We start from the raw sequence: 19,030 nt of genomic DNA, 5'->3' as shown, positions 1-19,030 counted from the left end.
CCCGTGGTCCTGCGAGGGGTCTCTGACTCCGGCCGGGCCCTGCGGCGCGTTCGGCGGGCCGTGCCGGCTGGTGCGCCCTCTAGGACGGAGTCGCGTGGAGCCGGGTTCATCGGTTCACAGGAAAATCTCGGAAAGAAGGCTCGGTCGTCTCATGGGGCTCACCAGCGACAAAGTCCTCGTGCTGGCCGTGGCGCTGGCCGTGGTGCTGTTTCTCGCCACGGTCTTGCTGTGGCCGCGGCTCGCGCGGCGCGGGTGGCGGGCGGTCGTGGGGCGTGTGGGGCTGCTGCTCGCGACCCAGGTGGCGCTCTTCGCGGCGGTGGGTCTCGCGGCGAACCGTTCCTTCCTCTTCTACGGCTCGTGGGCGGACCTGTTCGGGCAGGAGCAGGAGATGGGCGTGGTCGTCGACCACGCGGCCGGTTCGAAGGACCTGAAGGTGGTGGGGAAGCAGTCGCTCGACGTGCCGGGCGGCTCCCGTCCGGACGTCGGCGGTCAGATACAGAAGGTGGTCGTCGTGGGGGACCGGTCGGGGATCACCTCGCCGGCCTACGTCTATCTGCCGCCGGAGTACTTCCAGAAGGCGTACGAGAAGAAGACGTTCCCGGCCTCGGTGGTGCTCACGGGGTACCCGGGGATGGCGGAGAACCTGATCAAGGGGCTGAAGTACCCGGGGACGGCGTACAGCCAGGTGAAGGCCGGGAAGATGCAGCCGATGATCCTGGTGATGCTGCGTCCGACGGTGGCGCCGCCGCGGGACACCGAGTGCGTGGACATCCCGGGGGGTCCGCAGACGGAGACCTTCTTCGCGGAGGACCTGCCGAAGGTGGTCTCGGAGACGTACCGGGTGGGGACGAAGCCCCGGAACTGGGGCGTCATGGGGAACTCGACGGGTGCGTACTGCGCGCTGAAGATCGCGCTGCACCATCCGGACCGGTACGCGGCGGGGGCGGGGTTCTCCGCGTACTACCGGGCGGCGGAGGACGTGACGACGGGGGACCTCTTCCACGGGGACGACCGGCTGCGGAAGCGGGCGAACCTGCTGTGGAGCCTGGACCACATGCCGCAGGGGAAGTCGTCGTTCCTGGTGACGACGTCGAAGCAGGGGGAGAGCAACCTGCGGGGGACGCTCGACTTCGTCAAGAAGGTGAAGAGCCCGGCGCGGGTCTCGTCGATCACGCTGGAGAGCGGCGGCCACAACTTCAACACGTGGAACCGGGAGATCCCGCCGGGGATGGCCTGGATGGCCGGGCGACTCAGCGCGAGCTGACGCCGGGCCATGCCGCGGCGGCTCGATGCGGGCCGGCGTAGGGCCTACGCCGGCTTGATGCGAGCCGGTGCCGGGCCTATTCCACGGTGGCCCGGCGCAGGGCGCGGTGGACGCCCGCCGGGGTGAGGACGCCGAGGGGGCGGCCGGTCGCGTCGGTGACCGTGAGGTGGCCGGTGTCGTGCTGGAGGAGCACGGCGAGGGCGTCCTTGAGGGACGTTCCGAGGGGTACGGGGGCGGGGGCGCCCGCCTTGTCCGCTCCGGCCTCGTCCGCCTTCGTCCCGGCGTCCTTCGGGAGCGGGTCGAGGTCGGCCTCGGTGACGGGGGTGACCGCGAGGCGCTTCAGCCCGCGGTCGCTGCCGACGAAGTCCGCGACGTACGGGGTGGCGGGGGAGCCGAGCACGGTGGCGGGGGTGTCGAACTGCTCGATGCGGCCGTGTCCGTAGACGGCCATGCGGTCGCCCATGCGGACGGCCTCCTCGATGTCGTGGGTGACGAGGAGGACCGTCTTGCGGACGGTGGCCTGGAGCGCGAGGAACTCGTTCTGGAGGCGTTCGCGGACGACGGGGTCGACGGCGCCGAAGGGCTCGTCCATGAGGAGGACGGGCGGGTCGGCGGCCAGCGCGCGGGCGACGCCGACGCGCTGGCGCTGTCCGCCGGAGAGCTGGGCGGGGTAGCGGGAGCCGTGGACGGCCGGGTCGAGGCCGACGAGGTCGAGGAGTTCGGCGGCGCGGGCGCGGGCGGCGGCCTTCTTCCAGCCGAGAAGGGCGGGGACGGTCGCGGTGTTGTCGAGGACGGTGCGGTGGGGGAAGAGCCCGACCTGCTGGATGACGTAACCGATCTTGCGGCGCAGGGCGACCGGGTCGACGCCGGCGATGTCGCGGCCGTCGACGAGGACGCGGCCCGAGGTCGGTTCGACGAGCCGGTTCACCATCATCATCGTGGTCGTCTTGCCGCAGCCGGACGGCCCGACCAGGGTGACGAGTTCGCCCTCGGCGACCTCGAAGGAGAGGTCGTCGACGGCGGTCGTGCCGTCCTCGTACCGCTTGGTCACGTTCTCGAACCGGATCATGGTTCCCCATTCTGACCCCTGGACACCGGGGGTGTGTGAAGGGCGTGTTGCCGCATTGTGGCGGATCCGGGTGATTGTCGGCGGCGGGGGTTAGGGTCGTCAGACAAACGTTCGGAGCGGGCGGACGACCCGGGGGGAGGGGCGGATGAGCACGCCGAACTGTCTGGTCACCAACGACTGGATCTGCGGCGAGTACCTGCGCACGCGCAGCGAGGAGCTGACGGAGGCGACCCTCCAGCATGTGGGAATCACGGTCGTGTCCGTGCTCCTCGCCCTTCTCGTCGCGGTGCCGCTGGCCCTGCTCGTGCGGGCCAGGCCGCGGTTCGCGGGTCCGGTCCTCGGGCTGACGACCCTGCTCTACACGGTTCCGTCGCTCGCGATGTTCTCGCTGCTGCTGCCCGTCTTCGGGCTCTCGGCGGCGCTCGTGGTCACCGGCCTCGTGCTGTACGCGCTGACGATCCTCGTGCGGAACGCGCTGGCCGGGCTCGACGCCGTGCCGGCCGAGACGCGCGAGGCCGCCCGGGGCATGGGGTACGGGTCGTGGCGGCTGCTGTGGCAGGTCGAACTCCCGCTGGCGCTGCCGGTCCTGATGGCCGGCGTACGGATGGCGACGGTCTCCACGATCGCGCTCACGACGGTCGGTTCGGTCGTCGGGCGTGGCGGGCTCGGCAATCTCATCGAGGACGCGCTGCCGACCTTCTTCAAGGCGCAGGTGCTCGCCGCCTCCGTGCTGTGCGTGCTGCTCGCGGTCGCCGCCGACCTGCTGCTCCTGGGACTCCAGCGGCTCCTCACGCCCTGGGCCCGGATACGGACCGCGCCGGGGGGTGCGTGAGGTGGGGGTTCTGACGGACGCCTGGTCCTGGCTCACCACCGGCACGCACTGGACCGGTGAGGAGGGCATCGGGCAGCGGCTCGCGGAGCACGTGTACGTGAGCGGGGCGGCCCTGCTGATCGCCTCGGCGATCGCGCTGCCGCTCGGACTCCGGCTCGGCCACCTCGGCCGGGGCGGGGCGCTCGCGGTGAACGTGTCCAACGTCGGCCGGGCCGTCCCCGTCTTCGCGGTGCTGGCCCTGTTCATGGTCTCGCCCCTGCGGAACGCCGGGTACGTGCCGACCGTCGTCGCCCTGGTGCTGTTCGCGATACCGCCGCTCCTCACCAACGCGTACGTGGGGGTGCGGGAGGTGGACCGGGCCGCGGTGCGGGCCGCACGGGGCATGGGGATGACGGGCGGTCAGGTCTTCTTCCGGGTCGAACTGCCACTGGCCAGGCCGGTGGTGATGACGGGGGTGCGTTCGGCCGCGGTGCAGGTGGTCGCGACGGCGACGGTCGCGGCGATGGTCGGCCAGGGCGGTCTGGGCCGGATCATCACGGCCGGCTTCGCCCTCTACGACACGGCTCAGGTGGTCGCGGGCGCGGTGCTCGTGGCGCTGCTCGCGCTCCTGGTGGAGGGCGTGCTCGCGGGCGCGGACCGGCTGCTCGCGGGCCCGGCGCGTGCACGCGCATCGAAATGACTGAACGACCTACGGAAGCCGATGAATGAGATGGGTGGTCTTGTGAACAGGGTCTCGCGTATCGCGGGTGCGGTGCTGGGAACGACGGCGCTGGCCGTCGCGCTCGCCGCGTGCGGTGGTGAAAGCCTGGAGGGGGGCAAGCAGAAGGACTCCGGCAGCGCCGGCGACGCGTCCGCCGGCGGGGAGAAGGGCTCGCTGGTCGTGGGCGCGGCGGCCTTCACGGAGTCGAAGGTGCTCGCCGAGCTGTACGCCCAGTCGCTGCGGGCCGCCGGATACTCCGTATCCGTCACCACTGTGAAGAACCGTGAACTGTACGAGCCCTCCCTGGAGAGCGGCGAGATAGACGTCGTACCGGAATACGCGGCGACGATCGCGGAATTCCTCAACGCGAAGGTGAACGGCCCGAAGGCGCCCGAGGAGAAGCCGGTCGCGAGCGGCGACGCGGCCGCCACGGTCGAGGCCCTGCGGAAGCTGGCCGAACCGCGCGGACTGAAGGTGCTCGCGGTCGGTGGCGCGGTCGATCAGAACGCGTTCGCGGTGACCAGGGAATTCGCCGAGAAGAACAAGCTGACGACGCTTTCCGATCTCGGCCGCGCGAAGCTCAAGGTGAAGATCGCGGCCGGTGACGAATGCGCGGTGCGGCCGTTCTGCGCGCCCGGTCTGAAGAAGGCGTACGGGATCGACGTGGCCGGCATCGACCCCAAGGGGGTCGGGACCCCGCAGGCCAAGCAGGCCGTCAAGGACGGGGTGGACCAGCTCGTCCTGACGACCACCACGGACGCCACGATCGACAGCTTCGGCCTCGTCTTCCTGGAGGACGACAAGAAGCTGCAGAACGCCGACAACGTCCTGCCCGTGGTCAACGCGAAGGACGCCGGCGCCCCCGAGATCGCGACCGCCCTCGACAAGCTCACGGCGGTGCTCACCACAGCGGATCTCGCCGAACTGAACCGCAAGGTGGATGCCGAGCGGGCCAAGCCGGAGGACGTCGCGAAGGAGTACCTGACGGCGAAGGGGCTGCTCAACAAGTAGGTCGTGGGAGAGGGGGGTCGGCCCGAAACGGAACCGGAACGGTTCATGGCCACTTCTTATGGCGAGAAGTGGCCAAGAGATTGCCGGGCCGACACCCCACATGGCGCCTACTCACGGTAAATTTCAGGCCATGCCACGTGGACGCCACCGCCATTCCCCGCCTCTGCACAAGCTGCTGCCGCCCTCCGTGGTCGCCGGCGCCGCGGTCGTGTGCGCCGCGGCCGCCTGGCTGCCCGGCGATCTGCTGGCCGTGAGGCTGCTCGCGGTCGCCGCGGCGGCGGCGGCCGTCACCGGTGCCGTCCTCATGCGCAGTTGGGACCGGAGCGCCGGCGTCCGCGTCGCCGAGCTCGACCGGGCCCGCACCGCGGACCAGTGGAAGGCCGACGAGCGGGTCGCCGAGCTGGAGTCCGACCTGGAGGAGTCCCGCGGGCTGCGGACCCGGCTCGACGCCAAGCTCCGCGCCAAGCGCGTCGAGCTCGCCGGGCTGCGCGGCGAGCACGCCGACCTGCTCCGCCGGTACGCCACCGCGGAGACCGAGCGGGCCAGCGCCCTTGAGGGCCGCCGCGTCCTGGCCCTGGAGGCGACCGCCACGACCGGCGCCGAGCCGAAGGCGCTGCCGGCGGCCGGGTCCACGCCCACCCCGGAGTCGTACCGCAAGGCCGCCGAGGCCCTCCGTGACCTTCCGCGCAACGCTGCCGCCCAGCGCGCCCGGCGCATCGCGGAGGCGGCCCGCGCGCGGGACCTCGCCGAGCGGGCCCGTGAGACGGAGGAGCCGCAGGGGAAGCACGCGGCGGCCGCCGGAACCGAACAGCACAGCCGTACGGCCGCCCCCGCCCTCGCCGCCGCCACGACGCCGGCGGCACTGCCCGCGGCGCCCTCCGCGTCCGGGGAGGAGCAGGCGTCCGCCCCCGCCTCCGCTGCTTCCGCGCCCGTGCGTGTCCCGCCCGCGGGGATCGCGGCCATGCCGGCGGTTCCGATGGCGGCGGCGATCGTCCCGTACGCGGCCCGCAGGCCCGTCCCGCGCCCCGAGGGCGGCTTCGACTTCTTCGGTACGCAGAAGGTCGCGGCGGCCATCGAGGCCGTGCAGCACACGGACCTCGCCGACGTCGTGGGCGAGGAGGTCCTCGAAGAGGCCCTCGCCGCCGAGACCCCGCTCGTCGTCCCGCCGGCCGCCACGCCCGTGCTGCCCCGGGCGATCGGCCAGGTCATCGACCTGACCGCGCACGACGAGACCGAGCAGCTCGACCTCGCCGAACTGCGCGGCGCGGTCAACTCGTGACGCACCGCCTCGGCGCGCTCCCGGCCGGCGCCCCGGCAGGGAGCGGCGCGACTTCGTCGTGAGGCGTCGCGCCTGAACCCAGGGCCTGTCCGGACAGGCCCTGGGCGGGGCCTACTTGTCGATGTCGCCGACGACGAAGAACAGCGAGCCGAGGATCGCGACCATGTCGGCGACGAGCGTCCCCGGCAGCAGCTCGACCAGCGCCTGGATGTTGTTGAACGAGGCCGAGCGGAGCTTCAGCCGGTACGGGGTCTTCTCGCCCTTCGACACCAGGTAGTAGCCGTTGACGCCGAGCGGGTTCTCGGTCCAGGCGTACGTGTGGCCCTCCGGCGCCTTCAGGACCTTCGGCAGCCGCTGGTTGATCGGGCCCTGCGGCAGCTCGGCCATCCGGTCCAGGCAGGCGTCCGCCAGGTCCAGGGAGTTGTGCGTCTGGTCGAGCAGGCACTCGAAGCGGGCCAGGCAGTCGCCCTCCTCGCGCACGGCGACCCGCAGGGTGTCCTGGAGCTCCCCGTAGGCGAGGTACGGCTCGTCGCGGCGCAGGTCGAAGTCGACGCCCGAGGCGCGGGCGATCGGCCCGGACACCCCGTACGCGTGGACCGCGGCCTGCGACAGGACGCCGACCCCGCGCGTACGGCCCCGGAAGATCTCGTTGCCGAGGACCAGCCGGTCGTACACGTCCATCCGCGACCGCACGTCCGCGACGGCCTGCCGCGCCCGCCCCAGCCAGCCGGCCGGCAGGTCCTCCTTGAGGCCGCCGACCCGGTTGAACATGTAGTGCATCCGGCCGCCGGAGACCTCCTCCATCACGGCCTGGAGCTCCTCGCGCTCCCGGAAGGCGTGGAAGACGGGGGTGATCCCGCCCAGTTCGAGAGGGTACGAGCCGAGGAACATGAGGTGGTTGAGGACCCGGTTCAGCTCGGCGAGGAGCGTACGGGTCCACACGGCGCGCTCGGGGACCTCCATGCCCAGCATCCGCTCGACGGCCATGACGACGCCGAGCTCGTTGGAGAAGGCGGAGAGCCAGTCGTGACGGTTGGCCAGCATGATGATCTGCCGGTAGTCCCGCGCCTCGAAGAGCTTCTCGGCGCCCCGGTGCATGTAGCCGATCACCGGCTCGGCCTGCTGGATCACCTCGCCGTCGAGCACGAGGCGGAGGCGGAGCACGCCATGGGTCGAGGGGTGCTGCGGTCCGATGTTCAGCACCATGTCGGTGCTCTCCGCCGCGCCGCCGATTCCGACCGTCGTCTCCGTCATGCGGCACAGTATCCCCCGCCCCGCGGGTCGCCGGTCAGCCGGTGGCGGGAGGGACCCGCCGGGTCAGCCAGAGGAAGTCGCCGAGGCCTCCGCGGGCGGTGAGTTCGGCGGCCTCGCCGGCGGAGGCGAGCGCGCGGACGTAGCCGACGGGGTCGGCCGAGGCGAGGGAGAGCGGCGGCCGCCCGCCGGACACCCCGAGCCGCCGCAGGGCCTCCCGCTGCGTGACGAGCTCGACGAGGAGGCCGTCGCCCGCCTCCGCCGCGCACGCGTCCAGGGCCACGTGGGCCGTCAGGTCGCAGCTGCCGTCCGGGACCGGGGGCACCTCGCGGCCCGCGCGGAAGCCGGTCAGGGTTCCGAAGGGCGGCCGGGAGTCCCGTACGTGCGCGTAGTCGACGGCCACCGCGCGGCCCGCGGCGAGCGAGGCCACCGCCGCCGCCCACGCCTCGTCCCGGGGCCGCCCGATCTCGGCCCGCGCACCGGGCTCCCGCAGCGGCCACCAGCGGGCCAGCCACTCCGCGTCCGCGCCCGAGACGGCCGCGCCGAGCCGCTCCGTACCGTCGGCGCGGACCTCCACGTACCGGGCGACGCCCGCCGCGTCCGCCTCGGCCACGTCCACCGGGACGTTGTCGAGCCACTCGTTCGCGAAGAGGAGCCCGCGCACGCCCTCCGGAAGCCGGTCGGTCCAGGTGATCCGCGGGTCGAGACCCGCCGGCCGGGCGGCACGCTCGACCGCGTACGCCCGGACCACGAGCTCCGTACCCTCCGTCGCCGCGAGCACCGCGGTGAGCAGCTCGCCCCGCCCCGCACCCACGTCCACCAGCGCGACCTCGGCCGTTCCCAGCTCCTCCGCGACCTCGCCGAGCAGCCGGGCCACGGCCGCCGCGAAGAGCGGCGACGCGTGGACCGAGGTGCGGAAGTGCCCCGCGGGGCCCTCGGGGCTCAGATAGAAGCCTCCCGGGCCGTACAGCGCCCGTTCGGTGGCCTCACGCCACCCCTGCCACTGGCACGTCTCACCCGTCACGTCATCCGTCACGGGCCCCAGTCTCCACCTCGGGGAGTACGGGCCCGTCGCCAAGGATCGACCCCACGGTTGATCCCTGCACCTATCGGCCTTCCCTACTCTGGGTGACGTGCAGCGTCTCTACGACTTCCTCCGCAGACACCCGACGGGCGTCGACACCTTCTGGGCCGTCGTCCTCCTCGGGTTCGCCCTGTTGTGGGTGGGGGCGATGTCCCCGGCGGTCGGACAACCCTTCGCGTTCGGCGTGGTCTCCGTGCTCTTCTCCCTGGTCGTGGCCCTGCGCCGACGTGCCCCCGAGAAGATGCTGCTGCTCTCGGTCGCCCTCGGCCTCGCCCAGCTCGCCTTCGGCCTGCAGCCGTTCATCGCCGACTTCGCGATGCTCGTGATCATCTTCACGGTCGCGGCGCACGACGGGCCCCGCTGGGCCTCCCGCCTCGCCCTCATCGGCGGACTGGGCGCCTCCACGCTCTCGCAGCTGCGATGGCCCTTGGAGGACGCCGGCTCCGGCGCGGCCCAGATCTTCTTCACGGTCATCATGACCGTGCCGTTCGTGCTCGCCTGGGTCCTCGGCGACTCGCTCCGCACCCGCCGCGCCTACTTCGCGCAGCTGGAGGAGCGCGCCTCCCGCCTGGAGCAGGAGCGCGAGGCCCAGGCCAAGGTCGCGGTCGCCGCCGAGCGGGCCCGGATCGCCCGCGAGCTGCACGACGTCGTCGCGCACAACGTGTCGGTGATGGTGGTCCAGGCCGACGGCGCCGCCTACGTCATGGACTCCTCCCCGGAGACCGCGAAGCAGGCCCTGGAGACCATCTCCACCACCGGCCGGCAGGCGCTCGCCGAGATGCGCCGCCTCCTCGGCATCCTGCGCACCGGGGAGCACCAGGAGGCCGGGGAGTACGTGCCGCAGCCCGACGTGGGCCAGATCGAGGACCTCGTCGAGCAGGTCCGCAGCGCCGGCCTCACCGTGGACTTCGCGATCGAGGGGAGCCCGCGCCCGCTGCCCAGCGGCGTGGAGCTCACCGCGTACCGGATCGTGCAGGAAGCCCTCACGAACAGCCGCAAGCACGGTGGGCCGGACGTCGGCGCGAGTGTCCGGCTGGTCTACTTCGACGACGGCCTCGGGCTGCTCGTCGAGGACGACGGCCGCGGTGCGCCGCAGGAGATGTACGAGGACGGGGGCGCCGACGGGAGGGGCCACGGTCTGATCGGCATGCGCGAGCGGGTCGGCATGGTCGGCGGCACGCTGGACGCGGGGCCTCGTCCCGGCGGAGGCTTCCGCATCAGCGCCCTGCTCCCCCTCAAGCCCGCTCACTGACGATGCCCGCTGACCGACGAAGCCGCCGCCCGCCGGCGACCTCTCCCGCCGTGACGACCTCTCCCGCCCGCTGACGACCTTTAAGGAACTGACCTCATGTCCATCCGCGTGATGCTCGTCGACGACCAGGTGCTGCTGCGCACCGGTTTCCGCATGGTGCTCGCCGCCCAGCCGGACATGGAGGTCGTGGCCGAGGCGGGCGACGGCGTGGAGGCGCTGGAGGTGCTGCGCTCCACGGCGGTCGACGTCGTTCTGATGGACGTGCGGATGCCGAAGCTGGACGGGGTGGAGACGACCCGGCGGATCTGCTCCCAGCCGGACGCGCCCAAGGTGCTGATCCTGACCACGTTCGACCTCGACGAGTACGCGTTCTCGGGGCTGAAGGCGGGCGCGAGCGGCTTCATGCTGAAGGACGTGCCGCCGGCGGAGCTGCTGGGCGCGATCCGTTCGGTGCACAGCGGCGACGCGGTGGTGGCGCCCTCGACGACCCGTCGGCTGCTCGACCGCTTCTCGCCGATGCTGCCGTCGACGGGCAAGGAGACCCGGGCCGTCGACAGCGCGCTCGCGCGGCTCACGGACCGGGAGCGCGAGGTGATGATGCTGGTCGCGCAGGGCCTGTCGAACGGCGAGATCGCCGCCCGGCTGGTCCTCTCGGAGGCGACGGTGAAGACCCACGTGGGCCGGATCCTGACCAAGCTGGGCCTGCGCGACCGGGTCCAGGTCGTGGTCCTCGCGTACGAGTCGGGCCTGGTCCGCGCGGGCGGCGGCGGCGCGTAAGCCTCGCGCGGGCCGGTGGCGTCGCACAGGCCTGCGCGCGCGGCGCTCGACCCTCCTACCGCAGGACCGACTCCAGGAAGTCGCTGCCGAGCCGGGCGACGACGGAGACGTCGAGCTGGTGGAGCACGTACCGGCCGCGCCGCTGGGTGGTGAGCAGTCCCGCCTTCTTCAGGACCGCGAGGTGCCGGGAGACCTCGGGGGCGGTGATGTTGTACGCGTCGGCCAGCTCGCTCGTGGTGTTCGCGGCACGGGCCAGGCTGCGGCAGAGCCGCATCCGCATGGGGTGGGCGATGGCCTCCAGGCGCAGCTTGACCTCCTCGGTCGCGGCGGCGCCGCCGAGGTCGCGGGTGGGCACCGGGTACTGGACGACCGGCTGCCAGCCGGGCGTGTGCAGCGCGAAGAGGTGTGGCCAGCCGAAGGCGGTCGGCAGGAACGTCACGCCCGTTCCCTCGGCGCTCGTACGCCCCTGGACCAGCTTGTCGACGACGATCCGGGAGCCCTTCTCGTCCTCCTCCAGGACCATCGCGGCCGAGGCGGCGGAGACGGCCTCGGCGAGGCCCTTGCGGCGCATCAGCTCGGTCTTGTGGCGGGCGTCGGCGGAGAGCTGCACGCCGACGCGGCGCCAGGTGTCGGCGAAGAAGGCCGCGTCGCAGTCCTCCAGGAGCCGCCGGATCCACGCGCGCGTGCCGGGCGGGTCGGCCAGCATCCGCTCCACGAAGGCGGTCTGCCGGGGCCCGCGCGCGGCGGCCAGGTCGAGGGCGCGACGGCGCATCCCCTCGTCGACGAGCGGGGAGGGGGCACCGTGCTTGTACTTGCTGTTGCAGGAGATCTCCAGGGCGGAGCCCACGAAGATCTCGTCGTCCATGCGGTCGAGGTCGTCCAGCTCCTCCGCGAGGGTCTCCCGGGGCCGTGACGGCAGCAGGACGTCCGAGCGGGTGGCGTTCCACATGAAGTCGGCCTCGTGGAGCCGGTCCGCGAGCTCGGGCTTGAGGGCGGCGGCGGTCGTGGTCGTCCAGGCGTGGAGCCGGGGGTGGTGCGCGGGCTCGGACAGGGCGTGCAGGGCGGCGCCCAGTTCGGCCAGGGGCGAGGGGCAGAAGGCGATGCGCTCCTGCGGCAGTCCGGTGATGTCGATCGTCACGCTCACGTCCCCATGGTGCGGGGTACGGAGGGGGTGGTGTCGCGCCGTTTGACGAGTGCCGTCAATCGGCGCGCCAGGCCGCCGGGTCGCGGCGCACGGTGACGTCATGAACGCGCTGCATCAGTACCTCCTCGACACGTACCGCGCCGATCGGCTCGGCGAGCCGATGCCGCCGGCGCCCGGCACCTACGACGTCGCCCTCCTGCGGTCGGTCCGCGACCGCCGCCGCTTCGAGCGGGTCCTCGCCGGCCGGGCGGCGCGCGGCGGCCTCCTCACGGCCCTGCGCCGCCGGCTGCGTCCCCGCTCCTGCTGAGCCCCGCTCTCTTCCCTCTCGCCTCCCTCCCCGCCGGCTCAGCCCTCGATCCGGGACAGGAAGTCCCGTACCGCCGCCCGTACGTCCGCCGCCGTCCACTCCAGGCCGGGTTCCGTCACCGTCAGCTCCGTGAAGGCCACCCCCGGCGGGCCGCCCGCTCCCGGGGTGAACCAGCGGCGGAAGAGGGCGGTGCCGGTGGCCTCGGTCTGCGCGAGGGCCGCGGCCGTCAGGGCCTCGGGGTCGTACGGCAGCCAGACCTGGAACTGGTGGGTGTGCGGGGTCTCCGGGTGGATCCGGAACCAGCCCGTGCCCGCCTCCGCGAGCTCCTCCCGCACCGCGTCGGCCACCACGCGCGCGTGCCGCACGTACGAGGGCAGCCGGGGCAGCTCGACGTCGAGGCCCCGGAGGGCGGAGAGCGCCGTGGGGTACTGCTGGAAGAGGAGCCCTCCGTACCGGTGCCGCCAGACCCGCGCCTCCTCCATGACGTCCTCGGGACCGGCGAGCGCGGCCCCGGACAGGCCGCCGAGGGACTTGTAGAACGAGACGTACACGCTGTCCGCGAGCCCCGCGATCTCCGGGAGCCCGCGGCCGAAGGCGGTCGTGCACTCCCACAGGCGCGCGCCGTCGAAGTGGACCACCGCGTCCCGCTCCCGGGCGGCCTCGACCACCTCGGTCAGCTCGTCCCAGGACGGCAGTACGAAGCCGGCGTCGCGCAGCGGGAGCTCCAGCATCAGCGTCCCGAAGGGCTCCGGGTGGTCGCGTACCTCCTGGGCCGTGGGCAGCCGCGGGGCGTCGGTCAGGTGGATCGTACGGAGCCCGGAGACCGCCCCGAGCGCCCCGCCCTCGTGGACCTCGGGGTGGGCCAGCGGGTGGAGGGCGACGACGGGGCTGCCCGTGCGGCCGGCCCAGCAGCGCAGCGCGATCTGCTGGGCCATCGTGCCGGTCGGGAAGAAGACGGCGGCGGGCAGGCCGAGCTCCTCGGCCACACGCCGCTCGACCTCCTCCACCGCCCCGTTGCCGTACGTGTCGAGGGGCCGGTCCCCGTGGCCGGCGAGCTCCGCCCAGTCGGCGAGCTCGCGCAGCCGGTGCCCGACCGTCCCGTCGACGGAGGTGTGCCACATCGTCCGCTCGGCACCGCCCCAGACCTTCGCCCGGTACAGCCGGGCCGCTTCCTCACTCATCGAGTCCGTCGAGTCGGTCGCGTCCGTCGCGTCCGTCGCTTCCACCGGTTTGATCGGTTCCATGAGCCGATCATCACACCGCCGCCCACACCCTGTGGACAGCCACGGAGCAGCGCGAAACGCTGGCGTAGCATGACCAGAAATCGTCCGGTACCCACCGAGGACTGGAACGGAAGGCCCGTACCCACCGTGAACGCACCAGCAGCGCCAGAGCCCCGTCCCGAGGACCGGCCCGCCCGGCTCACCGTCGGCGTCGTCGGCGCCGGCCGCGTGGGCCCCGCCCTCGCCGCCTCCCTCCGGCTCGCGGGCCACCGCCCCGTCGCCGTCTCCGCGGTCTCCGACCGCTCCCGGCGCCGCGCCGCGGAGCTCCTGCCCGACGTCCCGGTCGTCGAGCCCGCCCGCGTCCTCGCCCTCGCCGACCTGGTCCTGCTGACCGTCCCGGACGACGCGCTGCCGGGCCTGGTCGAGGGCCTCGCCGACACCGGAGCCGTACGGCCGGGGCAGCTGCTCGTCCACACCTCCGGGCGGTACGGCGTACGGGTCCTCGACCCGGCCCGCCGGGCCGGCGCCCTGCCGCTCGCCCTGCACCCCGCCATGACCTTCACCGGCACCCCCGTGGACGTCCAGCGGCTGGCCGGCTGCTCCTTCGGGGTGACCGCGCCCGAGGAACTGCGGCTCGCCGCCGAGGCCCTGGTGATCGAGATGGGCGGCGAGCCCGAGTGGATCGCCGAGGACGCCCGGCCGCTCTACCACGCGGCCCTGGCCCTCGGCGCGAACCACCTGGTCACGCTGGTGGCCCAGTCGATGGAGCTGCTCCACAAGGCCGGGGTCGCCGCGCCCGACCGGATGCTGGGCCCCCTCCTCGGCGCCGCTCTGGACAACGCCCTGCGGTCCGGGGACGCGGCCCTCACCGGCCCCGTCGCGCGCGGTGACGCCGGTACGGTCGCCGCCCACGTCGCGGAGCTGCGCAAGCACGCGCCCGGCACCGTCGCCGGCTATCTGGCGATGGCCCGCACGACCGCCGACCGGGCGCTCGCACACGGCCTGCTCAAGCCCGAGCTGGCCGAGGACCTGCTGGGCGTGCTCGCCGCCGACAGCCCCGCCGCCGACGGGCCGCAAGGAGACGACCGATGACCCTGTTCGCCCGCGAGAGCGCCGAGACGGCGGGGACCGCCGAGAGCACCGGGACTACCGGGGCCACCGGGACTACCAGGACTACCGGGGCCACCGGGACTGCCGGGGCCACCGAGACTGCCGGCACCGCCGAGACCACCGGCACCGCCGGGAGCGTCGACGGCCGCCCCGCCCGCCACCAGCCGGCCGAGCTGATGCCCACGGTCGAGGACCTCCAGGACGCCGCCGCCCATCACGGGCTGCCCGGCCACAACGCCGTCGTCATGACCATGGGCGCCCTCCACGACGGCCACGCCACCCTGATCCGCACCGCCCGCGAGCGCGTCGGCGCCGAGGGCTTCGTCGTCGTCACCGTCTTCGTCAACCCGCTCCAGTTCGGCGCCGGCGAGGACCTCGACCGCTACCCCCGCACCCTTGAGGCCGATCTGGAGCTGGCCTTCGACGCGGGGGCGAGCGTCGTGTTCGCGCCCTCCGTCGACGAGGTCTACCCGGGCGGCGAGCCCCAGGTCCGGATCACCGCCGGCCCCATGGGCGAGCGCCTCGAAGGCGCCTCCCGGCCCGGTCACTTCGACGGCATGCTGACCGTCGTCGCGAAGCTCCTCCACCTGACCTCGCCCGACCTGGCCTTCTTCGGCCAGAAGGACGCCCAGCAGCTCGCCCTGATCCGCCGCATGGCCCGCGACCTGAACTTCCCGGTCGAGATCGTCGGCGTGGAGACCGTCCGCGAGACCGACGGCCTCGCCCTCTCCAGCCGCAACCGCTACCTGTCCGCCGAGGAGCGCCGTACCGCCCTCGCGCTGTCCCGTGCGCTGTTCGCCGCCCGTGAGCGGCTCGCCGCCCAGGAGGCGCTGCGCGCGCGTGCCGCCTCCCTGCCGGGAGCCCAGGGCAGGTCCGGGAACCGCGCCGAGGCGCTCTCGCGGCTCGGCGAGGCCCGGGCCGCCGCCGACGCCCACGCGGTCGCGCAGGCGGCCGAGCGCGGCGGCGCCGAAGCCGTCCGGGCCGCGGCCCGGACCGTCCTCGACGACGCGGCGAAGGCCGAGCCGCCGCTCGCCCTCGACTACCTGGCCCTCGTCGACCCGGCCGACTTCACCGAGGTCGCCGACGACCACGAAGGCGAGGCGGTCCTCGCCGTCGCCGCGCGGGTGGGGACGACGCGGCTCATCGACAACATCCCCCTGACCTTCGGAGCCACCAAGTGACCGGAATACGGCTGCACGCGCCCGCGCCGGGCTGGGCCATCGACGCCGACGTCGTCGTGGTCGGCTCCGGGGTCGCGGGCCTCACCGCCGCCCTGCGCTGCACGGCCGCCGGGCTCCGTACGGTCGTCGTCACCAAGGCCCGGCTGGACGACGGCTCCACCCGCTGGGCGCAGGGCGGCATCGCCGCCGCGCTCGGCGAGGGCGACACCCCCGAGCAGCACCTCGACGACACGCTCGTCGCCGGTGCCGGCCTCTGCGACGAGGAGGCCGTGCGGCTGCTCGTCACCGAGGGCCCCGCCGCCGTCCGCCGTCTCATCGCGACCGGCGCCGACTTCGACAAGACCGTCGACGGCGAGATCGCGCTGACCCGCGAGGGCGGCCACCACCGGCGCCGGATCGCCCACGCAGGCGGCGACGCGACCGGCGCCGAGATCTCCCGGGCCCTGGTCGAGGCGATACGCGACGGGGGAGTGCGCTTCATCGAGCACGCCCTCGTCCTGGACCTCCTGACGGACGCGGAGGGCCGTACGGCCGGGGTGACGCTGCACGTCATGGGCGAGGGGCAGCACGACGGCGTCGGAGCCGTCCACGCCCCCGCCGTGGTCCTCGCCACCGGCGGCATGGGCCAGGTCTTCTCCGCCACGACCAACCCGGCGGTCTCCACCGGCGACGGCGTCGCGCTCGCGCTGCGCGCCGGGGCCGAGGTCTCCGACCTGGAGTTCGTCCAGTTCCACCCGACGGTGCTCTTCCTCGGCGCCGACTCCGAGGGCCAGCAGCCGCTGGTCTCCGAGGCGGTCAGGGGCGAGGGCGCGTACCTCGTCGACGGCGACGGGGTCCGCTTCATGCTCGGGCAGCACGAGCTGGCCGAGCTCGCGCCCCGCGACATCGTCGCCAAGGCGATCATGCGCCGGATGCAGGAGCAGGGCACCGAGCACATGTACCTCGACGCCCGGCACTTCGGCGCCGAGATGTGGGCGGAGCGCTTCCCCACGATCCTGGCCGCCTGCCGCCTCCACGGCATCGACCCGGTGACCGAGCCGATCCCGGTCGCGCCCGCCGCGCACTACGCCTCCGGCGGCGTCCGCACGGACCTGCGCGGCCGGACCACGGTCCCGGGCCTGTACGCGTGCGGCGAGGTCGCCTGTACGGGTGTCCACGGCGCCAACCGGCTCGCCTCGAACTCGCTCCTCGAAGGCCTGGTCTTCGCCGAGCGGATCGCCGAGGAGATCACGGCCGCCGCCCCGCGCGTGCCCGGTGCCCCGGTGCCGCACCCGGCCCCGGTGACGCTGCCGCTGCCGGTGGCGGGCGCCCGGACCCGGATCCAGCGGGTCATGACGGCCGGCGCGGGGGTGCTCCGCTCCGAGCGCAGCCTGCGGGGGGCCGCGGAGGCCCTCGACGCCCTGCACAGCGACGCCCTGGAGGGCGGCACCGACGACACCAAGGCGGCCGAGCCGGGCGTGGAGTCCTGGGAGACCACCAACCTGCTGTGCGTCGCCCGGGTCCTGGTCGCAGCCGCCCGCCGCCGCGAGGAGACCCGCGGCTGCCACTGGCGCGAGGACCACCCCGACCGCGACGACACGGACTGGCGCCGGCATCTCGTCGTACGCCTGACACCGGAGCGGACCCTCGACGTCCGGACGACCGGCACGCATGACCTTCCCCCGACCCTCGACGCCCCCAGGGAGCCGTAAGTGACCACGCCCGAGGAAGCCCGTCCCGAGCCCGTGGACGTCCCTCTGATCCAGATCAGCGCCCCCTCCGCGGCCCCCGAGGCCGGCGGCTGTGGCGACGGCTGCGCCTGCGGCGAGGGCGAGGAGTTCGAGTGCGGGCTCGACCCCGCCCTCGCCGAGCTCCTCGCGGACGCCGGTCTCGACCCCGTACAGGTCGAGGACATCGCCCACCTCGCGATCGCCGAGGACCTCGACGGCGGCGTGGACGTGACGACCGTGGCGACCGTCCCCGAGGACGCCGTCGCCACCGCCGACTTCACCGCCCGCGAGGCCGGCGTCGTGGCCGGTCTGCGCGTCGCCGAGGCCGTCCTGTCGATCGTGTGCGCCGACGAGTTCGAGGTCGAGCGGCACGTCGAGGACGGCGAGCGCGTCGAGGCCGGGCAGACGCTCCTGAGCGTCACCGCCCGCACCCGCGACCTGCTGACCGGCGAGCGCAGCGCGCTCAACATCCTGTGCCGCCTCTCCGGCATCGCCACCGCCACGCGCGCGTGGGCGGACGCCCTGGAGGGCACGAAGGCCAAGGTCCGCGACACCCGCAAGACGACCCCGGGCCTGCGCGCCCTGGAGAAGTACGCGGTGCGCTGCGGCGGCGGCGTCAACCACCGCATGTCGCTCTCCGACGCGGCCCTCGTGAAGGACAACCACGTGGTGGCGGCCGGCGGCGTCGCGGCGGCCTTCAAGGCGGTGCGGGAGCTGTTCCCCGAGGTGCCGATCGAGGTCGAGGTCGACACGATGGACCAGGTCGGCGAGGTCCTGGACGCGGGCGCGGACCTGATCCTGCTCGACAACTTCACCCCGGACGAGACCGCGGAGGCCGTCGCGCTCGTCGCGGGCCGCGCCGTCCTGGAGTCCTCGGGCCGGCTGACCCTGGAGAACGCCGCGGCGTACGCGGCGACCGGCGTCGACTACCTGGCGGTCGGCGGGCTCACCCACTCCTCCCCGATCCTCGACATCGGCCTGGACCTGCGCGAGGTGCGGGCCTGATGCTGCTCACCATCGACGTCGGCAACACGCACACGGTCCTCGGCCTCTTCGACGGCGAGGAGATCGTCGAGCACTGGCGGATCTCCACGGACCCGCGCAGGACCGCCGACGAGATGGCGGTCCTGCTCCAGGGCCTCATGGGCATGCACCCGCTGCTCGGCGTCGAGCTGAGCGACGGCATCGAGGGCATCGCCATCTGCGCGACGGTCCCCTCGGTGCTGCACGAGCTGCGCGAGGTGACCCGCCGGTACTACGGGGACGTGCCGGCGGTCCTGGTGGAGCCGGGCGTCAAGACGGGCGTCCCGGTCATCACCGACAACCCGAAGGAGGTCGGCGCGGACCGCATCATCAACGCGGCCGCGGCGGTCGAGCTGTACGGCGGCCCCGCGATCGTCGTCGACTTCGGCACGGCGACGACGTACGACGCGGTCACCGCGCGCGGCGAGTACGCGGGCGGGGCGATCGCGCCGGGCATCGAGATCTCGGTCGAGGCGCTGGGCGTGAAGGGGGCCATGCTCCGCAAGATCGAGCTGGCCCGCCCGCGGAACGTGATCGGCAAGAACACGGTCGAGGCGATGCAGTCGGGCATCATCTACGGCTACGCCGGCCAGGTCGACGGCGTGGTCTCCCGGATGAAGCGCGAACTCGTCGGCCCGAACGGCGACCCCTCCGCCGTGACCGTCATCGCCACGGGCGGTCTCGCCCCGATGGTCCTGGGCGAATCGGCCGAGATCGACGAGCACGAGCCCTGGCTGACCCTGATCGGCCTGCGGCTGGTGTACGAGCGGAACGTGTCCCGGATGTGAGGGCGGTCCCGCCCGTAGCGATCATT

Annotated in this window: 18 protein-coding genes; 13 read left to right on the top strand and 5 right to left on the bottom strand. The window is 73.5% G+C overall.

What is annotated here, in order from left to right; all coding sequences use genetic code 11:
• Positions 1-151 precede the first annotated feature (151 nt).
• Positions 152-1,264: an esterase family protein gene (locus OG580_RS15860; protein ID WP_267044324.1), complete on the top strand. Its 1,113-nt coding sequence runs from the start codon at positions 152-154 to the stop codon at positions 1,262-1,264.
• Positions 1,265-1,340: 76 nt separating this feature from the next.
• Here the strand turns inward: OG580_RS15860 and OG580_RS15855 are convergent, their stop codons facing one another.
• Positions 1,341-2,333 (bottom strand): ABC transporter ATP-binding protein, encoded by a 993-nt coding sequence (locus OG580_RS15855; protein ID WP_267044323.1) that lies wholly within the window; start codon positions 2,331-2,333, stop codon positions 1,341-1,343.
• 145 nt (positions 2,334-2,478) lie between these two features.
• Here OG580_RS15855 and OG580_RS15850 point away from each other — a divergent pair, with 145 nt between their 5' ends.
• The 4 genes from OG580_RS15850 (at position 2,479) to OG580_RS15835 (ending at position 6,155) form a co-directional block, all read left to right on the top strand.
• The gene (locus OG580_RS15850; RefSeq protein ID WP_267044322.1) at positions 2,479-3,165 is read left to right on the top strand and encodes an ABC transporter permease; all 687 of its coding nucleotides are present in this window, start codon (positions 2,479-2,481) and stop codon (positions 3,163-3,165) included.
• Between the two features lies 1 nt (position 3,166).
• The gene (locus OG580_RS15845; RefSeq protein ID WP_267044321.1) at positions 3,167-3,844 is read left to right on the top strand and encodes an ABC transporter permease; all 678 of its coding nucleotides are present in this window, start codon (positions 3,167-3,169) and stop codon (positions 3,842-3,844) included.
• Between the two features lie 30 nt (positions 3,845-3,874).
• Positions 3,875-4,876 carry an ABC transporter substrate-binding protein gene (locus OG580_RS15840; RefSeq protein WP_267044320.1) on the top strand — a complete coding sequence of 334 codons (1,002 nt, stop codon included), beginning with the start codon at positions 3,875-3,877 and terminating at the stop codon, positions 4,874-4,876.
• A gap of 130 nt (positions 4,877-5,006) precedes the next feature.
• Positions 5,007-6,155: a hypothetical protein gene (locus OG580_RS15835; protein WP_267044319.1), complete on the top strand. Its 1,149-nt coding sequence runs from the start codon at positions 5,007-5,009 to the stop codon at positions 6,153-6,155.
• 111 nt (positions 6,156-6,266) lie between these two features.
• Here OG580_RS15835 and OG580_RS15830 read toward each other — a convergent pair whose 3' ends face one another.
• Positions 6,267-7,409, bottom strand: a complete 1,143-nt coding sequence (locus OG580_RS15830) for an NADH-quinone oxidoreductase subunit D (protein WP_267044318.1) — start codon at positions 7,407-7,409, stop codon at positions 6,267-6,269.
• A gap of 34 nt (positions 7,410-7,443) precedes the next feature.
• Positions 7,444-8,442 carry an SAM-dependent methyltransferase gene (locus tag OG580_RS15825; protein ID WP_267044317.1) on the bottom strand — a complete coding sequence of 333 codons (999 nt, stop codon included), beginning with the start codon at positions 8,440-8,442 and terminating at the stop codon, positions 7,444-7,446.
• A 97-nt stretch (positions 8,443-8,539) separates the two neighbouring features.
• Between OG580_RS15825 and OG580_RS15820 the strand changes: the two genes are divergently transcribed.
• Both OG580_RS15820 and OG580_RS15815 read left to right on the top strand, forming a co-directional pair.
• Entirely contained in the window at positions 8,540-9,742 is a 1,203-nt protein-coding gene (locus OG580_RS15820; RefSeq protein WP_267044316.1) for a sensor histidine kinase, read from the top strand.
• Positions 9,743-9,838: 96 nt separating this feature from the next.
• Positions 9,839-10,519, top strand: coding sequence for a response regulator transcription factor (locus OG580_RS15815; protein WP_267044315.1), 681 nt, complete (start codon positions 9,839-9,841; stop codon positions 10,517-10,519).
• A 55-nt stretch (positions 10,520-10,574) separates the two neighbouring features.
• Here OG580_RS15815 and OG580_RS15810 read toward each other — a convergent pair whose 3' ends face one another.
• On the bottom strand, positions 10,575-11,657 hold the full coding sequence (locus OG580_RS15810) for a DUF5937 family protein (RefSeq protein WP_267048022.1): 1,083 nt from the start codon (positions 11,655-11,657) through the stop codon (positions 10,575-10,577).
• A 106-nt stretch (positions 11,658-11,763) separates the two neighbouring features.
• Between OG580_RS15810 and OG580_RS15805 the strand changes: the two genes are divergently transcribed.
• A complete protein-coding gene (locus OG580_RS15805) occupies positions 11,764-11,970 on the top strand; it encodes a hypothetical protein (RefSeq protein ID WP_267044314.1) in 207 nt (68 codons plus the stop codon).
• Positions 11,971-12,008: 38 nt separating this feature from the next.
• Here the strand turns inward: OG580_RS15805 and OG580_RS15800 are convergent, their stop codons facing one another.
• On the bottom strand, positions 12,009-13,214 hold the full coding sequence (locus OG580_RS15800) for a low specificity L-threonine aldolase (protein WP_267044313.1): 1,206 nt from the start codon (positions 13,212-13,214) through the stop codon (positions 12,009-12,011).
• Positions 13,215-13,283: 69 nt separating this feature from the next.
• Between OG580_RS15800 and OG580_RS15795 the strand changes: the two genes are divergently transcribed.
• The 5 genes from OG580_RS15795 to OG580_RS15775 all read left to right on the top strand — a co-directional run bounded on the left by OG580_RS15795 (position 13,284) and on the right by OG580_RS15775 (position 19,004).
• Positions 13,284-14,285, top strand: a complete 1,002-nt coding sequence (locus OG580_RS15795; RefSeq protein WP_267044312.1) for a Rossmann-like and DUF2520 domain-containing protein — start codon at positions 13,284-13,286, stop codon at positions 14,283-14,285.
• Positions 14,286-14,479: 194 nt separating this feature from the next.
• Entirely contained in the window at positions 14,480-15,484 is a 1,005-nt protein-coding gene (panC, locus tag OG580_RS15790) for a pantoate--beta-alanine ligase (protein WP_267048021.1), read from the top strand.
• Positions 15,481-17,175: an L-aspartate oxidase gene (locus OG580_RS15785; RefSeq protein WP_267044311.1), complete on the top strand. Its 1,695-nt coding sequence runs from the start codon at positions 15,481-15,483 to the stop codon at positions 17,173-17,175. The genes panC and OG580_RS15785 overlap by 4 nt, the downstream gene beginning before the upstream one ends.
• Positions 17,176-18,198 (top strand): carboxylating nicotinate-nucleotide diphosphorylase, encoded by a 1,023-nt coding sequence (gene nadC / locus OG580_RS15780; RefSeq protein ID WP_267044310.1) that lies wholly within the window; start codon positions 17,176-17,178, stop codon positions 18,196-18,198.
• The gene (locus tag OG580_RS15775) at positions 18,198-19,004 is read left to right on the top strand and encodes a type III pantothenate kinase (protein ID WP_267044309.1); all 807 of its coding nucleotides are present in this window, start codon (positions 18,198-18,200) and stop codon (positions 19,002-19,004) included. The genes nadC and OG580_RS15775 overlap by 1 nt, the downstream gene beginning before the upstream one ends.
• Positions 19,005-19,030: the final 26 nt, after the last annotated feature.

Origin of the sequence: Streptomyces sp. NBC_00094 (assembly GCF_026343125.1) — a bacterium.
In the GTDB taxonomy this organism is placed as follows: domain Bacteria; phylum Actinomycetota; class Actinomycetes; order Streptomycetales; family Streptomycetaceae; genus Streptomyces.
The sequence above is the reverse complement of the archived record's forward strand: the minus strand, read 5'-3'. Positions and strand labels throughout refer to the sequence as shown.

What these genes read in the sequence shown, in the direction of transcription:
- OG580_RS15835 (WP_267044319.1), top strand. Translation starts at nt 5,007, where the DNA reads ATGCCACGTGGACGCCACCGCCATTCCCCGCCTCTGCACAAGCTGCTG.
- OG580_RS15775 (WP_267044309.1), top strand. Translation starts at nt 18,198, where the DNA reads ATGCTGCTCACCATCGACGTCGGCAACACGCACACGGTCCTCGGCCTC.
- OG580_RS15805 (WP_267044314.1), top strand. Translation starts at nt 11,764, where the DNA reads ATGAACGCGCTGCATCAGTACCTCCTCGACACGTACCGCGCCGATCGG.
- OG580_RS15830 (WP_267044318.1), bottom strand. Translation starts at nt 7,409, where the DNA reads ATGACGGAGACGACGGTCGGAATCGGCGGCGCGGCGGAGAGCACCGAC.
- OG580_RS15815 (WP_267044315.1), top strand. Translation starts at nt 9,839, where the DNA reads ATGTCCATCCGCGTGATGCTCGTCGACGACCAGGTGCTGCTGCGCACC.
- OG580_RS15860 (WP_267044324.1), top strand. Translation starts at nt 152, where the DNA reads ATGGGGCTCACCAGCGACAAAGTCCTCGTGCTGGCCGTGGCGCTGGCC.
- OG580_RS15850 (WP_267044322.1), top strand. Translation starts at nt 2,479, where the DNA reads ATGAGCACGCCGAACTGTCTGGTCACCAACGACTGGATCTGCGGCGAG.
- OG580_RS15840 (WP_267044320.1), top strand. Translation starts at nt 3,875, where the DNA reads ATGGGTGGTCTTGTGAACAGGGTCTCGCGTATCGCGGGTGCGGTGCTG.
- OG580_RS15855 (WP_267044323.1), bottom strand. Translation starts at nt 2,333, where the DNA reads ATGATCCGGTTCGAGAACGTGACCAAGCGGTACGAGGACGGCACGACC.
- OG580_RS15800 (WP_267044313.1), bottom strand. Translation starts at nt 13,214, where the DNA reads ATGGAACCGATCAAACCGGTGGAAGCGACGGACGCGACGGACGCGACC.
- OG580_RS15795 (WP_267044312.1), top strand. Translation starts at nt 13,284, where the DNA reads ATGACCAGAAATCGTCCGGTACCCACCGAGGACTGGAACGGAAGGCCC.
- panC (WP_267048021.1), top strand. Translation starts at nt 14,480, where the DNA reads ATGCCCACGGTCGAGGACCTCCAGGACGCCGCCGCCCATCACGGGCTG.